Here is a 14,508-nt window from a genome sequence, read left to right on the forward strand (position 1 = left end):
TCATGGCGAAGAAGAAACCCGCTCCCAAGCGCGGCGCCAGCCGCTACCAGGCCCCGGCCAAGAAGAGTTCGGTCCCCGGCTGGGTCTGGCTGGTCGCCGGCCTGGCCATCGGCGGCTTCATCATGTTCCTGATGAAGCTGGAGCCGGGTCGCAACGACGTCAAACGCGAGAAGCCGGAGGCGCCCAAGGCCCTGGTCGGCTCCAACAAGCCCTCCGGCACCATGCAGCAACAGCCGGCCGCACCCACCGGGGTGAAGCCCAAGTACGACTTCTACACCCTGCTGCCCGGCTCGGAAGTCGCCGTGCCGCCCGAAGCCGTGCCGCCGCCGGCCAAGCCGCAACCCGCACAGCCGCCGCAGACAGTGGTGGCGACCAAGGAAGAAGCCGAGAAGATCGATACCCAGCGCGCCCTGGCCGCCCTGAGCGGACAGAATCCGCCGCCGCCCGCGGTGGTCAAGCCGTCGACCGCCGCCAACCCGGTCGCGACGGCGCAGAAGCAGGCGCAGACCCCGGCCACCCCCGCCAAGCCCACGCCACCACCGGCGGTGGCCGCCACCCAGTACTACCTGCAGGCCGGCTCGTTCCGCAAGCAGTCCGACGCCGACCACCTGCGCGCACAGATCATCATGATGGGTCAGAACGCCCGCGTGGAATCGGGCACTGTGCGCGACGAAACCTGGTACCGGGTGATGGTCGGTCCCTATGGCGACCGCACCAAGGCCTCGGCCGCGCAGAAGCAGTTGGCCGGCAACGGCTTCAGCAATCTGCTGTTACAGCAGCGCCAGACCCGCTGAGCCCCAGCGGCATCAGGCTCCGCGCCGACGGGCGGTGCGCGAAAAGCGCGCTCACCGCTCGGCGCAGGACTTGAACCCCGCCCCCCGCGTCCCCATCTGACTCTGCATTCGGGCACAATGCCCCGCAGTGTGGAGTAAGACCCTTGACCACCATCGTATCTGTCCGCCGTAACGGCAAAGTCGTCATGGGCGGCGACGGCCAGGTTTCCCTGGGCAACACCGTGATGAAAGGCAACGCGAAGAAAGTCCGCCGCCTGTACCACGGTGAAGTGCTAGCCGGCTTCGCCGGCGCCACCGCCGATGCCTTCACCCTCTTCGAGCGCTTCGAGCAGCAACTGGAGAAACACCAGGGCCACTTGGTGCGCGCCGCCGTCGAACTGGCCAAGGACTGGCGCACCGACCGTTCCCTGAGCCGACTGGAAGCCATGCTCGCCGTGGCCAACAAGGACGCCTCCCTGATCATCACCGGCAACGGCGACGTGGTCGAACCCGAGCATGGCCTGATCGCAATGGGTTCGGGCGGCGGCTTCGCCCAGGCGGCGGCCCTGGCCCTGCTGCAGAAAGGCAGCGACGACATGAGCGCCCGCGAGATCGCCGAGACCGCCCTGAACATCGCCGGCTCCATCTGCGTGTTCACCAACCAGAACCTGACCCTTGAGGAGCTCGACAGCGCCATCTAAGCGCTGTCGTTCCGGAGTAGCACGTCAAATGTCCATGACTCCCCGCGAGATCGTCCACGAACTCAACCGTCACATCATCGGCCAGGACGACGCCAAGCGCGCCGTGGCCATCGCCCTGCGCAACCGCTGGCGGCGCATGCAGCTGCCGGCCGAACTGCGCGCCGAGGTGACGCCGAAGAACATCCTGATGATCGGCCCGACCGGCGTCGGCAAGACCGAGATCGCCCGTCGCCTGGCCAAGCTGGCCAATGCGCCGTTCATCAAGGTGGAAGCGACCAAGTTCACCGAAGTCGGCTACGTCGGCCGCGACGTCGAGTCGATCATCCGCGACCTCGCCGATGCCGCGATCAAGATGCTGCGCGAGCAGGAAGTACAGAAGGTGAAGTACCGCGCCGAAGACGCCGCCGAAGAGCGCATCCTCGACGCCCTGCTGCCGCCGGCGCGTACCGGTGGCTTCGGTGACGAGCCGGCGCGCGAGGATTCCAACACCCGCCAGCTGTTCCGCAAGCGCCTGCGCGAAGGCCAGCTGGACGACAAGGAAATCGACATCGAGGTCGCCGACGTTCCGGCGGGCGTGGAAATCATGGCCCCGCCCGGCATGGAAGAGATGACCAGCCAGTTGCAGAACCTGTTCTCCAACATGGGCAAGGGCAAGCGCAAGAGCCGCAAGCTGAAGGTCGCCGAGGCCATGAAGCTGATCCGCGACGAGGAAGCCCAGCGCCTGGTCAATGAAGAAGACCTCAAGGCCCGCGCCCTGGAAGCGGTCGAGCAGAACGGCATCGTCTTCATCGACGAGATCGACAAGATCGCCAAGCGCGGCAACGTGGGCGGCGCCGACGTCTCCCGCGAGGGCGTGCAGCGCGACCTGCTGCCGCTGATCGAGGGCTGCACCGTGAACACCAAGCTGGGCATGGTGAAGACCGACCACATCCTGTTCATCGCCTCGGGCGCCTTCCACCTGTCCAAGCCCAGCGACCTGGTGCCGGAACTGCAGGGCCGCCTGCCGATCCGTGTCGAGCTCAAAGCCCTGACCCCGAGCGACTTCGAGCGCATCCTCAAGGAGCCGCACGCCTCGCTGACCGAGCAGTACACCGCGCTGCTCAACACCGAGGGCCTGGGTATCGAGTTCGCCGCCGACGGCATCAAGCGCCTGGCGGAGATCGCCTACCAGGTCAACGAGAAGACCGAGAACATCGGTGCCCGTCGCCTGCACACCCTGCTCGAGCGCCTGCTCGAAGAGGTGTCCTTCGACGCCGCCGACCTGGCCAGCGAGCACAGCGACAAGCCGATCGTGATCGACGCGGCCTACGTCAACGGCCACCTGGGCGAACTGGCGCAGGATGAAGATCTGTCGCGGTATATCCTGTAAGAGCCCCCGTAGGAGCGAGCTTGCTCGCGAACCAGATCTGGCGCCGTACCTGCCCGGTTCGCGAGCAAGCTCGCTCCTACGAAGAGCCGCCTGTAGCCTAGCCTGTAGCCAGCGAGCCTCCCATGCGCCTGCCCACCGCCATCAAACTGCACAAAGCCTCGAAGACCCTGGAGCTGGAATACGCCCCGGGCGAACGCTACAGCCTGAGCGCGGAATTCCTCCGCGTGCATTCGCCCTCGGCGGAAGTGCAGGGCCACGGCAACCCGGTGCTGCAGGTCGGCAAGCTGAACGTCGGCCTCAGCGGCCTGGAGCCGGCCGGGCAGTACGCGCTCAAGCTGACCTTCGACGACGGCCATGACAGCGGGCTGTTCACCTGGGATTACCTCCACGAACTGTGCGTTCGCCACGACGAGATGTGGGCCGATTACCTGGCGCAACTGGAGAAGGCCGGCAAGTCGCGCGACCCGTCGGAGTCCGTGGTCAAGCTGATGCTGTAAGGCACGCCTTCCCTGTAGGAGCGAGCTTGCTCGCGAACGGGGTTGTCCGGCGACATAGGGGTTGGGCGGTTCGCGGGCAAGCTCGCCCCTACGAAGGGCTATCCGACGCGTGGACTCGGCCCATCCTGCCCCCTCACCTTCCCCCGGCTGCGCGCCCTCTCCCCCTGGAAGAAGGTTGGGGTGAAGGCGATCCCGAACGCCATCAACCTCTCGGGATCGCCGGCACTCATCTTCTCACTGCACAAACCTTCGTCGGGCAATCGCCTCGGGGCACGCCATTTGCAACATTCGCCATGCAGACTGACGGTCGCGTGGTCGCTGTGGACGAGTTTGGAAGATGCCCCCGCTCTAGGGCGCGTTTTCTAACTTTTCCCGACATACTCCTAAGAGTTGGCCCACGCTGCACCAGCTTGCGCGGTGAAGGAAACTCGGGTAACCAAGGCAGTGCAATGCAGCGCACTCGAGGTTCCTGACGCCCAGTGCTGCCGCCAAGTGATGAACCGCGTGGAGTGTTCTCCACGTTCCGCCAACCCGAGCAGTACTTGGCCGCGTCACTCCAGATGAGCCTCGCCAGTATTCGTCTCAGGACAATGGAGCGTCGCCGATGACCCAGAAGAACAACAACGATCTGCCTCAGCAAGCCGCGGAAAACACCCTGAATCTCAGCCCGGTGATCGGCATCCAGGGCAAGGACCTGCTCACCTCTGCCCGCATGGTGCTGCTGCAGGCGGTCAAGCAGCCGTTCCACAGCGCCAAGCACGTGGCCCACTTCGGCCTTGAGCTGAAGAACGTGCTGCTCGGCAGGTCCGACCTCAAGCCCTCGGACGACGACCGGCGCTTCAACGACCCGGCCTGGAGCCAGAACCCGCTCTACCGTCGCTACCTGCAGACCTACCTGGCCTGGCGCAAGGAGCTGCATACCTGGATCGGCGACAGCGACCTGTCCAGCCAGGACATCAGTCGCGGCCAGTTCGTCATCAACCTGATGACCGAGGCGATGGCACCGACCAATACGCTGTCCAACCCGGCGGCGGTCAAACGCTTCTTCGAGACCGGCGGCAAGAGCCTGCTCGACGGCCTCACCCACCTGGCCAAGGACCTGGTGAACAACGGCGGCATGCCCAGCCAGGTGAACATGGACGCCTTCGAGGTCGGCAAGAACCTGGCCCTGACCGAAGGCGCAGTGGTGTTCCGCAACGATGTGCTGGAACTGATCCAGTACAAGCCGATCACCGAGAGCGTGCACGAGCGCCCGCTGCTGGTGGTGCCGCCGCAGATCAACAAGTTCTACGTCTTCGACCTGTCGCCGGAGAAGAGCCTGGCGCGCTTCTGCCTGCGCAACAGCGTGCAGACCTTCATCATCAGCTGGCGCAACCCGACCAAGGCGCAACGCGAGTGGGGCCTGACCACCTACATCGAGGCCCTCAAGGAAGCCATCGACGTGGTCCTGGCGATCACCGGCAGCAAGGACCTGAACATGCTCGGCGCCTGCTCCGGCGGCATCACCACGGTGACGCTGCTGGGCCACTACGCGGCCCTGGGCGAGAACAAGGTGCATGCCTTCACCCAGATGGTCAGCGTGCTGGACTTCGAGATGAACACCCAGATCGCCCTGTTCGCCGACGAGAAGACCCTGGAGACCGCCAAGCGCCGCTCGTACCAGTCCGGCGTGCTGGAAGGCAAGGACATGGCCAAGGTGTTCGCCTGGATGCGGCCGAACGACCTGATCTGGAACTACTGGGTCAACAATTATCTGCTGGGCAACGAGCCGCCGGCCTTCGACATCCTGTTCTGGAACAACGACACCACCCGCCTGCCGGCCGCGCTGCACGGCGAGCTGGTGGAGATGTTCAAGACCAATCCGCTGACCCGCGCGGGCGCGCTGGAAGTGTCCGGCACGCCGATCGACCTCAAGCAGGTCACCTGCGACTTCTACTGCGTGGCCGGCCTGTCCGACCACATCACGCCCTGGGAAGCCTGCTACCGCTCCGCGCGGCTGCTGGGCGGCAAGTGTGAGTTCATCCTCTCCAACAGCGGGCACATCCAGAGCATCCTCAACCCGCCGGGCAACCCCAAGGCGCGCTTCATGACCGGACCGGAGCTCTCCGCCGATCCGAAGACCTGGCAGGAACACGCCAGCAAGCATGCCGACTCCTGGTGGCTGCACTGGCAGAACTGGCTGGCCGAGCGCTCGGGCAAGACCCGCAAGGCGCCCACCGCGCTGGGCAACAAGGCCCACCCGGCCGCCGAAGCCGCCCCCGGAACCTACGTACACGAACGATGAAGACAGAACCTGTCCCGCCCGCAGGCGCCGTCGAGAACGACGTCGCCCCGCAACTGCCAGCGGCCACCGAGGTGATCGCCGAGCCCCGGCGCGCCAAGGCCCGGCGCAGCAGCCAGGAGGCGGCGCCGAGCAAGGCGCCGGCCGCCCAGCCCTTCGAGTTCCGCACCATCGAACTCGACGGGCAGACCATCCGCACCGCCGTGCGGCCGGGCAAGGCGCACATGACGCCGCTGCTGATCTTCAACGGCATCGGCGCCAACCTGGAGCTGGTGTTTCCCTTCGTCGCCGCGCTGGACCCGGACCTGGAGGTGATCGCCTTCGATGTCCCTGGCGTCGGCGGCTCGTCCACGCCCAGCACGCCGTACCGCTTCCCGGGCCTGGCGAAGCTGGCCGCGCGGATGCTCGACTACCTGGACTACGGCCAGGTGACGGCCATCGGCGTGTCCTGGGGCGGCGCCCTGGCGCAGCAGTTCGCCCATGACTACCCGGAGCGCTGCAAGAAGCTGATCCTCGCCGCCACCGCCGCCGGCGCGGTGATGGTGCCGGGCAAGCCCAAGGTGCTCTGGCGCATGGCCAGCCCGCGCCGCTACATCCAGCCTTCCTACGGCGTGCACATCGCCCCGGACATCTACGGCGGCGCCTTCCGCCGCGACCCCAGACTGGCCCTGGCCTTCGCCAGCAAGGTGCGTTCCTCCGGCCAGCTTGGCTACTACTGGCAGCTGTTCGCGGGCCTGGGCTGGACCAGCATCCACTGGCTGCACAAGATCCGTCAGCCGACCCTGGTGCTGGCGGGCGACGACGACCCGATCATCCCGCTGATCAACATGCGCATGCTCGCCTGGCGCATCCCCAACGCGGAGCTGCACGTGATCGACGACGGCCACCTGTTCCTGGTGACCCGCGCCGAGAGCGTGGCGCCGATCATCATGAAGTTCCTCCGGGAAGAACGGCAACGCGCGGTCATCCACCCTCGCCCGTTCACTCCCAAGGCCGGTTGAGTATCACAGCTTCGTCATAGTCGGCAGGCATCCTGCCTTGACCAAGCATTTCGCAGTGACTAACAACAAACAGGCGTGTTCACGGGTATCGACACGTAGCGCCTGACTCGGGCCGGCAGGTCCTGGCTGCTCCACGGTGGCCGGACTGCTGCCCAACTGCCGATCCACTGCCCTGTTTTCGGGCAGTTTTCCTCTCGCGCCGATACCCGTGTCCCCCCTCGAACCGGCGACAGCCGTCTGTCATGGGGTCTTCCCGACTCCGGTACAGGCCTTGCTTTGCCATTGGTAGATCGGACCCCTTACGGAGTGCTGTTCATGCGAGAGAAAGCCGAGCCGGGTAGCGTCCCCGTCCCCACCGAGTTCATGAATGTGCAGAGCGCCATCGTCGGCCTGCGCGGCAAGGACATGCTGTCCACCCTGCGCATGCTCGCCCTGCAGGGTGTCCGCCAGCCGGTCCACTCGGCCCGGCACCTGGCGGCCTTCGGCAAGCAGATGGGGCGGGTGCTGATCGGCGACTCGCCGCTGCAGCCCAACCCGCAGGACACGCGCTTCCAGGATCCGTCCTGGCGCCTCAACCCGCTCTACCGGCGCACCGTGCAGGCTTACCTGGCCTGGCAGAAGCAGTTGCTGGCCTGGATCGACGAAAGCAACCTGGACGGTGACGACCGCGCCCGCGCGCGCTTTCTGCTGTCGATCCTGTCCGATGCGGCATCGCCCTCGAACACCCTGCTCAACCCGCTGGCGGTGAAGGAGTTGTTCAACACCGGCGGGCAGAGCCTGCTCAAGGGCGCGCAGCACCTGCTCGACGACCTGATGCACAACGGCGGCATGCCCAACCAGGTCAACCGCAGCGCCTTCGAGATCGGCCAGAACCTGGCCACCACACCCGGCGCCGTGGTGTTCCGCAACCAAGTGCTGGAGCTGATCCAGTACAAGCCGCTGGGCGAGCACCTGCACGCCAGGCCGCTGCTGGTGGTGCCGCCGCAGATCAACAAGTTCTACATCTTCGACCTGACGGTGGAGAAGAGCTTCGTCCAGTACGCCCTGAAGAACAATCTGCAGCTGTTCATGGTCAGCTGGCGCAACCCCGACGCGCGCCACCGCGAGTGGGGCCTGTCCACCTACGTCAGCGCACTGGACGAGGCCATCGAGGTCTGCCGCTCGATCAGCGGCAGCCGCAGCGTCAACCTGATGGGCGCCTGCTCCGGCGGCCTGACCATCGCCGCGTTGCAGGGCCACCTGCAGGCACGCCGGCAACTGCGCAAGGTCGCCAGCGCCACCTACCTGGTGAGCCTGCTCGACAGCCAGGTGGAAACCCCCGCCGCGCTGTTCGCCGACGAGCAGACCCTGGAAAGCAGCAAGCGCCGCTCCTACCAGCACGGCGTGCTGGATGGTCGCGACATGGCCAGGATCTTCGCCTGGATGCGCCCCAACGACCTGGTCTGGAACTACTGGGTCAACAACTACCTGCTGGGCAAGCAGCCGCCGGCCTTCGACATCCTCTACTGGAACAACGACAACACCCGCCTGCCGGCCGCGCTGCACGGCGACTTCCTCGACTTCTTCAAGCACAACCCGCTGGCCCGGCCAGGGGCGATGGAGGTCAACGGTACCGCCATCGACCTGAAGAAAGTCGCGGTGGACAACTTCCACGTCGCCGGCATCACCGACCACATCACCCCCTGGGACGCGGTCTACCGCTCGGCCCAGTTGCTGGGCGGCGAGAGCCGCTTCGTGCTGTCCAACAGCGGGCACATCCAGAGCATCCTCAACCCGCCGGGCAACCCCAAGGCCTGCTACTTCGACAACGGCAAGCTGAGCTCCGACCCGCGCGCCTGGTACTACGACACCCAGCGCCACGAAGGCAGCTGGTGGCCGCTGTGGCTGGAGTGGATCCAGCAGCGCTCCGGCGAGCGCCGGCCGGTGAGTTTCGAGCTGGGCAACACCGAGTACCCGGCCAAAGAGGCCGCGCCGGGGACCTACGTACACGTGCGCTGAGTGCCGCTATCCGCTGCGGTTGGTCGCTGGCACCGTGCTGATTTTCGTAGGAGCGAGGGGGACGCCAAGTTCTTGCTCGCGAACCTCGTCGAGGAGCGCAGGACATCAAGCGGTTCGCGAGCAAGCTCGCTCCTACAGGTTTGCCGACACTTCGAAAGTTTGCGCGTCGGCAATTGCAGGCCGCCGCTCACCGAAGCTATCGTCGGCCCCATTGCGGCTGGAACCTGAACACGGATGAAAACGCGCGACCGGATTCTCGAATGCGCCCTGCAGCTGTTCAACGAGCAGGGCGAGCCCAACGTCTCCACCCTGGAGATCGCCACCGAACTGGGTATCAGCCCCGGTAACCTCTACTACCACTTCCACGGCAAGGAGCCGCTGGTGCTGGCGCTGTTCGAACGCTTCCAGGACGAACTGGCGCCCCTGCTCGACCCGCCCGAGGACGTCCGCCTGGGCGCCGAGGACTACTGGCTGTTCCTGCACCTGATCGTCGAGCGGCTGGCGCACTACCGCTTCCTGTTCCAGGACCTCTCCAACCTCGCTGGCCGCCTGCCCAAGCTGGCGCGCGGCATGCGCGGCTGGCTCAACGGACTCAAGCGCACCCTGGCGACCCTGCTGGCGCAGCTCAAGGCCCGCGAAGAGCTGGACAGCGACACCCAATCCCTCGGCCAACTGGTCGAGCAGATCACCCTCACCCTGCTGTTCTCCCTCGACTACCAGCGCATCCTCGGCCACCCGGGCGACGTGCGCCATGTGGTCTACCAGGTGATGATGCTGGTGGCCCCGCACCTGCGGGATGAATCGCGACAGATCGCCGAGCGCCTGGCCCAGGACTACCTGGATCGCTGAAATGAAAACGCCCGGCACAAGGCCGGGCGTGGGTACGGCGACAGGTTTGTCAGGCCTGGGTCGACGGCGTCGCCGGAGCGGCGGCGGGCGTCACGGCCGGCGTAGCGGCGGGAGCCGCCGGTGCCGGGGTGGCAGCCGGAGCCGCCGGCTTGGCAGCGACAGGCTTGGGTGCGGCAGCCTTCTTTACCGCCGGCTTCTTCACGGCAGCCGGTTTCGCCGCGGCAGCTTTCGCAGCGGCGGGCTTGGCAGCAGCCTTGGCGGCAGGTTTTGCAGCGGGCTTGGCCGCCGGCTTCGCAGCCGGTTTGGCGGCAGCCTTGGCAGCAGGCTTCGCGGCAGCTTTCGCAGCCGGTTTCGCCGCAGGCTTGGCAGCGGCCTTGACGGCGGGCTTGGCGGCCGCGGTCTTCGCCGCGGGTTTCGCGGCCGGCTTGGCAGCGGCTTTCGCAGCAGGCTTGGCGGCGGCCTTGGCAGCCGGTTTAGCGCTCGGCTTGGCGGCGGCCTTGACGCTGACGCCGGTGAGCTTCTCGATCTGCTTGGTGAGGCTGTCGACCTTGCTGTGCAGGTCCTTCACCTCGTTGCGGCTCGGCACGCCCAGGCGCGAGATCGCACTGTTCAGGCGCTTGTCGAACGCCTCTTCCAGCTCGCCCCACGCACCGATCGCCTTGCCCTTGACCGCCTCGACCTTGGACTTGGCGGAACGCGCGGAAGACTTCACCGCGCCAACGGATTTGTCGACCTCGGTCTTCGCTTGTTTCTCGGCCTTCTCGCCATCCTTGACCAGGGTCTCGAACAGCTTGCTGCCGTCCTTGCTGACCTTCGAGTAGGCCCCCAAGCCAGCCAGCCAGATCTGCCGCGAGTACTTCTCGATCTCGCCGATCCAACTGGGCTCTTTATCAGTCGTTTTTTTGCCAGCCATCCTGCTCTCCTTATTGAGTTCTCGCGACACGCTCGAGCACTTCGCTCAGCTCATCCAGCTTAGCAGAGAGCGCCGCCACATCACGCCTGGAGGGAATCCCGATACGGTTCAGCGCAGCGGCGACACGCGCATCGAAAGCCTCCTCGATCCTGTCCAGGTTGAGCCTGGCCTTGACGCTGTGCAAACGGCCCTTGACGTTGTCGTTGGCGGCGTCGATCTGGGTGTTGACCAGCTCGCGGCCTTTCTTCTCCACCGACTCGCCGGCCTTGACCAGGTCCTTGAAGTACTCGTGGCCTTCCTGGCCGACCTTGGCGTAGGTGCCCAGGCCCGCGAGCCAGATCTGCCGCGCGTAGCGCCTGGCATCGCTATAGAGGGAGGATTCGAGCTCTTCGACTTTCTTCTTGCTGACAGCCTTGGCCATGATGGCACCTCACAGGTTTCGGATTCGACTATGTCCAATAGCGACCCGCGAAAGGCGGGACTGTGAGCCAAGGTATCGGGGAAAATTAGAAAACACATACCAGCCGTTGTCGGCACAACGGGAGCGGCAAGCTTCAAGCCCTAAGCTGCCAGCGAAAACCCTCTTGCGGCCTGATGCTTGTGGCGTGCAACTCGTGCTCTGGATAAAGCGACTGGCTTACGCCAGCGCTTTATCCAGAGCACGTTCGATCTCGCCCTTGAGCAGGCCACTCATGGCCGAGAGCATCAGCCCCAGCTTCACGTCCACCGCAACCTTGTCATCGCCCACCTCGATGCGCCCGTCCACCCCGCTGCGCTTGAACACCAGGGTGTCGCCCTGCCACTCGCTGCTCACGCCGTGCTCGCGGGAGAGCTTGTCGGCGAGCTTTTCCGCCTTGGCGCGGGCGGCCTCTCGGCCAATGGAGTGGGGACGTTCGACGTGGATACGGGACATGCTGGAACTCCGCGAATGACTGACCCGCCGATCATACGCGCCGCGCCGTATCGCCGCACCCCGGCGCAGTAAGTGTGGAGCAGGGTCGAGCGGGGCGGCGTTTTCTCCGCATCCTGTTAGAATGCCCGCCACTGACTTCCAGGGTAGAAATGCCATGAGCGAACCGCGCAAGCCCCAAGCCGGCCAGGACGGCGCCGATCCCACCACGCACTTCGGCTACAAGACCGTGCGCGAGAGCGAGAAGGCCGAGAAGGTCGCCGAAGTGTTCCACTCGGTCGCGGCCAAGTACGACCTGATGAACGACCTGATGTCCGGCGGCGTCCACCGGCTGTGGAAGCGCTTCACCATCGAGCTGTCGGGCGTGCGCGCCGGCAACCGGGTGCTGGACATCGCCGGCGGCACGGGCGACCTGACCCGCCAGTTCTCCCGCCTGGTCGGCCCGACCGGCGAAGTGGTGCTGGCCGACATCAACGCCTCGATGCTCAAGGTCGGCCGCGACAAGCTGCTCGACAGCGGCGTTGCCGGCAACGTCAGCTTCGTCCAGGCCGATGCCGAGAAGCTGCCCTTCCCGGACAACCATTTCGACGCGGTGACCATCGCCTTCGGCCTGCGCAACGTCACCCACAAGGACGAAGCCATCCGCTCCATGCTGCGGGTGCTCAAGCCGGGCGGCCGCCTGCTGGTGCTGGAGTTCTCCAAGCCCACCAGCAACCTGCTGTCCAAGGCCTACGACGCCTACTCCTTCACCCTCCTGCCGCTGATGGGCAAGCTGGTCACCAATGACTCCGAGAGCTACCGCTACCTCGCCGAGTCGATCCGCATGCACCCCGACCAGGAAACCCTGAAGTCGATGATGGTGGAGGCCGGCTTCGACCGCGTCACCTACCACAACATGACCGGCGGTATCGTCGCCCTGCATCGCGGCATCAAGCCCTGATGACCCTGCTGACCCTGCTGACCCAGGCCATGCTGGCCAGCGCCGAAGCCACCCTGAACCGCGTCCTGCGGCTGGACGGCGTGGCGCTGCAGCGCCTGGGCCGACTCGCCGGCGAAGTGCTGGAAGTGGATTGCCAGGCGCCCGCGCTCAGGCTGTTCATCCTCCCCGACGCCGACGGCCTGCACCTGGCCGCGCACTTTGAGGCCGAAGTCGATTGCACCCTGCGCGCCCCGGCGGGCAGCCTGCTGCAACTGGCCCTGGCGCGGGACAAGACCCGCGTGCTGCACAGCCCGGAAGTGGAAATGGGCGGCGACAGCGCCATGCTCCTGGAACTGGCCGACATCCTCCAGAGCCTGGAGCTGGACTGGGAATACGAAGTCTCCCGCTGGCTCGGCCCGGTGCCCGCGCACCTGCTCGGCGCGCGTCTGCGCGGCGGCATGGCCTGGGCCGGCGGCAGCCTGGAAAGCCTGCGCCTGAGCCTGGCCGACTACCTGGCCGAGGAAAGTCGCAGCCTGGTCGGCCAGCACGAAGCCGAAGCCCGCTTCGAAGAGCTGGACCAGTTGAAGATCGCCCTCGACCGCCTCGACGCGCGGATTACCCGCCTGACCCAGAAGACCAAGCCCGACGCATGAAGCTGCTCGCCTTCCGCCGCCTGCTGCGCATCCAGCGCATAGCGATCCGCTACCGACTCGACGACATGGTCCTCGAACTGCCCTTCCTGCCCTGGTGGCTGCGGCTGGTCGGCGGACTGCTGCCGTGGCGCTGGCTGCCACGCAAGCCGCTGCAGCTCAGCCGCGGCGAGCGCCTGCGCCTGACCCTGGAAGACCTCGGGCCGATCTTCATCAAGTTCGGCCAGATCCTCTCCACCCGCCGCGACCTGCTGCCCGACGACATCGCCAACGAGCTGGCGCGCCTGCAGGACAAGGTTCCACCCTTCCCGCCAGAGCTCGCCGTGGCGCGCATCGAGGAACAACTGGGGGCGAAGATCGAGCAGGTGTTCGCCCGCTTCGAGCGCGAGCCGCTGGCCTCGGCCTCGGTGGCGCAGGTCCATGCCGCGCAGCTCAAGAGCGGCGAGGAAGTGGTGGTGAAGGTGATCCGCCCGAACCTGGAACCGGTGATCCGCTCCGACATCGCCTGGCTGCACATTCTCGCCCGCACCGCCGAGCGCATCTCCGCCGATGCCCGCCGCCTGCACCCGGCGGAGGTGGTCAGCGACTACGAGAAGACCATCTACGACGAACTCGACCTGCTGCGCGAAGCCGCCAACGCCTCGCAGCTGCGGCGCAATTTCGACGGTTCGCCGCTGCTCTACGTGCCCCAGGTGTACTGGGACTGGTGCCGCCCCAAGGTGCTGGTGATGGAGCGCATCTACGGCATCCCGGTCACCGACCTGGACACCCTGCGCGACCAGCGTACCGACTTCAAGGCGCTGGCCGAGCGCGGCGTGGAGATCTTCTTCACCCAGGTGTTCCGCGACAGCTTCTTCCATGCCGACATGCACCCCGGCAACATCTTCGTCAGCACCCGCACACCCTGGAGCCCGCAGTACATCGCGGTGGACTGCGGCATCGTCGGCAGCCTCACCGACGAGGACCAGGACTACCTGGCACGCAACCTGATCGCCTTCTTCAAGCGCGACTACCGCAAGGTCGCCCAGTTGCACATCGACTCGGGCTGGGTACCGGCCGAGACCAAGGTCAACGATTTCGAGGCGGCGATCCGCACCGTGTGCGAACCGATCTTCGAGAAGCCGCTCAAGGACATCTCCTTCGGCCAGGTGCTGCTGCGCCTGTTCCAGACCGCGCGGCGCTTCAACATGGAAGTGCAGCCGCAACTGGTGCTGCTGCAGAAGACCCTGCTCAACATCGAAGGCCTGGGCCGCCAGCTCTACCCGGAACTGGACCTGTGGACCACCGCCCAACCCTTCCTCGAACGCTGGATGCGCGACCGCGTCAGCCCCGGCCAGCTGCTGCGCAATGCCCAGCAGCACATCGAGCAACTGCCGCACCTGGCGCAGATGACCCGCGACACCCTCGAACGGCTGTCCCGCGAAGCGCAACCCGAAACCCGCGACGGCGCCGGCCAGACAGGCATGAGCAGTGCCTGGCCGGCGCGACTGATTGGCGCAGTGCTGGTCGCAGGCGCGGCCCAAACCGGCCTGGCGACCCATTCCCTCGGGGCTTGGCCGGCCTGGGCGATGCTGGCCGGCGGTCTGTATCTGATCCTGCGCCGATAGCCAGTCGCCGCCCCGGCTGGCACACTTAACCGTTAGTAGA

The 14,508-nt window shown here is 66.2% G+C and carries 14 protein-coding genes; 11 read left to right on the forward strand and 3 right to left on the reverse strand.

The features are described 5' to 3' along the window. The first annotated feature begins 2 nt into the window (after nt 1-2). From ACYCAX_RS02435 to ACYCAX_RS02470, 8 genes are all read left to right on the forward strand, one after another. A complete protein-coding gene (locus ACYCAX_RS02435; RefSeq protein WP_294977408.1) occupies nt 3-794 on the forward strand; it encodes an SPOR domain-containing protein in 792 nt (263 codons plus the stop codon). Between the two features lie 143 nt (nt 795-937). Next, nucleotides 938-1,474 carry an ATP-dependent protease subunit HslV gene (hslV, locus tag ACYCAX_RS02440; RefSeq protein ID WP_015475179.1) on the forward strand — a complete coding sequence of 179 codons (537 nt, stop codon included), beginning with the start codon at nt 938-940 and terminating at the stop codon, nt 1,472-1,474. 28 nt (nt 1,475-1,502) lie between these two features. After that, complete coding sequence (hslU, locus tag ACYCAX_RS02445) at nt 1,503-2,843, forward strand: ATP-dependent protease ATPase subunit HslU (RefSeq protein WP_015475178.1); 1,341 nt, start codon at nt 1,503-1,505, stop codon at nt 2,841-2,843. Nucleotides 2,844-2,965: 122 nt separating this feature from the next. Continuing rightward, a complete protein-coding gene (locus tag ACYCAX_RS02450; RefSeq protein ID WP_294976547.1) occupies nt 2,966-3,340 on the forward strand; it encodes a gamma-butyrobetaine hydroxylase family protein in 375 nt (124 codons plus the stop codon). A 604-nt stretch (nt 3,341-3,944) separates the two neighbouring features. After that, nucleotides 3,945-5,624: a class II poly(R)-hydroxyalkanoic acid synthase gene (gene phaC, locus ACYCAX_RS02455; protein WP_294976544.1), complete on the forward strand. Its 1,680-nt coding sequence runs from the start codon at nt 3,945-3,947 to the stop codon at nt 5,622-5,624. Further along, complete coding sequence (gene phaZ / locus ACYCAX_RS02460; RefSeq protein ID WP_460247360.1) at nt 5,621-6,622, forward strand: poly(3-hydroxyalkanoate) depolymerase; 1,002 nt, start codon at nt 5,621-5,623, stop codon at nt 6,620-6,622. The genes phaC (ACYCAX_RS02455) and phaZ overlap by 4 nt, the downstream gene beginning before the upstream one ends. A 315-nt stretch (nt 6,623-6,937) precedes the next feature. Next, on the forward strand, nt 6,938-8,620 hold the full coding sequence (gene phaC / locus ACYCAX_RS02465; RefSeq protein ID WP_460247361.1) for a class II poly(R)-hydroxyalkanoic acid synthase: 1,683 nt from the start codon (nt 6,938-6,940) through the stop codon (nt 8,618-8,620). A 234-nt stretch (nt 8,621-8,854) separates the two neighbouring features. Next, a complete protein-coding gene (locus ACYCAX_RS02470; protein ID WP_015475173.1) occupies nt 8,855-9,469 on the forward strand; it encodes a TetR/AcrR family transcriptional regulator in 615 nt (204 codons plus the stop codon). 49 nt (nt 9,470-9,518) lie between these two features. Here ACYCAX_RS02470 and ACYCAX_RS02475 read toward each other — a convergent pair whose 3' ends face one another. The 3 genes from ACYCAX_RS02475 to ACYCAX_RS02485 all read right to left on the reverse strand — a co-directional run bounded on the left by ACYCAX_RS02475 (nt 9,519) and on the right by ACYCAX_RS02485 (nt 11,295). Beyond that, a complete protein-coding gene (locus tag ACYCAX_RS02475; protein WP_460247362.1) occupies nt 9,519-10,382 on the reverse strand; it encodes a phasin family protein in 864 nt (287 codons plus the stop codon). Between the two features lie 10 nt (nt 10,383-10,392). Continuing rightward, the gene (locus ACYCAX_RS02480) at nt 10,393-10,803 is read right to left on the reverse strand and encodes a phasin family protein (RefSeq protein ID WP_015475171.1); all 411 of its coding nucleotides are present in this window, start codon (nt 10,801-10,803) and stop codon (nt 10,393-10,395) included. 216 nt (nt 10,804-11,019) lie between these two features. Continuing rightward, on the reverse strand, nt 11,020-11,295 hold the full coding sequence (locus tag ACYCAX_RS02485) for a polyhydroxyalkanoic acid system family protein (RefSeq protein WP_015475170.1): 276 nt from the start codon (nt 11,293-11,295) through the stop codon (nt 11,020-11,022). A 154-nt stretch (nt 11,296-11,449) separates the two neighbouring features. On the opposite strand from ACYCAX_RS02485, the gene ubiE reads away from it, so the two are divergent. The 3 genes from ubiE to ubiB are packed head-to-tail and all read left to right on the forward strand — an operon-like array spanning nt 11,450 to nt 14,468. After that, a complete protein-coding gene (gene ubiE, locus ACYCAX_RS02490; protein WP_015475169.1) occupies nt 11,450-12,232 on the forward strand; it encodes a bifunctional demethylmenaquinone methyltransferase/2-methoxy-6-polyprenyl-1,4-benzoquinol methylase UbiE in 783 nt (260 codons plus the stop codon). Nucleotides 12,233-12,237: 5 nt separating this feature from the next. After that, nucleotides 12,238-12,864: a ubiquinone biosynthesis accessory factor UbiJ gene (locus ACYCAX_RS02495; protein WP_460247426.1), complete on the forward strand. Its 627-nt coding sequence runs from the start codon at nt 12,238-12,240 to the stop codon at nt 12,862-12,864. After that, a complete protein-coding gene (gene ubiB, locus ACYCAX_RS02500; RefSeq protein ID WP_460247363.1) occupies nt 12,861-14,468 on the forward strand; it encodes a ubiquinone biosynthesis regulatory protein kinase UbiB in 1,608 nt (535 codons plus the stop codon). Before ACYCAX_RS02495 ends, ubiB begins: the two co-directional genes overlap by 4 nt. Nucleotides 14,469-14,508: the final 40 nt, after the last annotated feature.

The sequence above is a fragment of the Pseudomonas sp. MT3 genome (assembly GCF_054720805.1).

Bases quoted from the DNA above. Each gene is read 5' to 3' on its own strand.
- ACYCAX_RS02435 (WP_294977408.1), top strand. From the start codon at position 3: ATGGCGAAGAAGAAACCCGCTCCCAAGCGCGGCGCCAGCCGCTACCAG.
- hslU (WP_015475178.1), top strand. From the start codon at position 1,503: ATGTCCATGACTCCCCGCGAGATCGTCCACGAACTCAACCGTCACATC.
- ACYCAX_RS02450 (WP_294976547.1), top strand. From the start codon at position 2,966: ATGCGCCTGCCCACCGCCATCAAACTGCACAAAGCCTCGAAGACCCTG.
- phaC (WP_294976544.1), top strand. From the start codon at position 3,945: ATGACCCAGAAGAACAACAACGATCTGCCTCAGCAAGCCGCGGAAAAC.
- phaZ (WP_460247360.1), top strand. From the start codon at position 5,621: ATGAAGACAGAACCTGTCCCGCCCGCAGGCGCCGTCGAGAACGACGTC.
- phaC (WP_460247361.1), top strand. From the start codon at position 6,938: ATGCGAGAGAAAGCCGAGCCGGGTAGCGTCCCCGTCCCCACCGAGTTC.
- ACYCAX_RS02470 (WP_015475173.1), top strand. From the start codon at position 8,855: ATGAAAACGCGCGACCGGATTCTCGAATGCGCCCTGCAGCTGTTCAAC.
- ACYCAX_RS02475 (WP_460247362.1), bottom strand. From the start codon at position 10,382: ATGGCTGGCAAAAAAACGACTGATAAAGAGCCCAGTTGGATCGGCGAG.
- ACYCAX_RS02480 (WP_015475171.1), bottom strand. From the start codon at position 10,803: ATGGCCAAGGCTGTCAGCAAGAAGAAAGTCGAAGAGCTCGAATCCTCC.
- ACYCAX_RS02485 (WP_015475170.1), bottom strand. From the start codon at position 11,295: ATGTCCCGTATCCACGTCGAACGTCCCCACTCCATTGGCCGAGAGGCC.
- ubiE (WP_015475169.1), top strand. From the start codon at position 11,450: ATGAGCGAACCGCGCAAGCCCCAAGCCGGCCAGGACGGCGCCGATCCC.
- ubiB (WP_460247363.1), top strand. From the start codon at position 12,861: ATGAAGCTGCTCGCCTTCCGCCGCCTGCTGCGCATCCAGCGCATAGCG.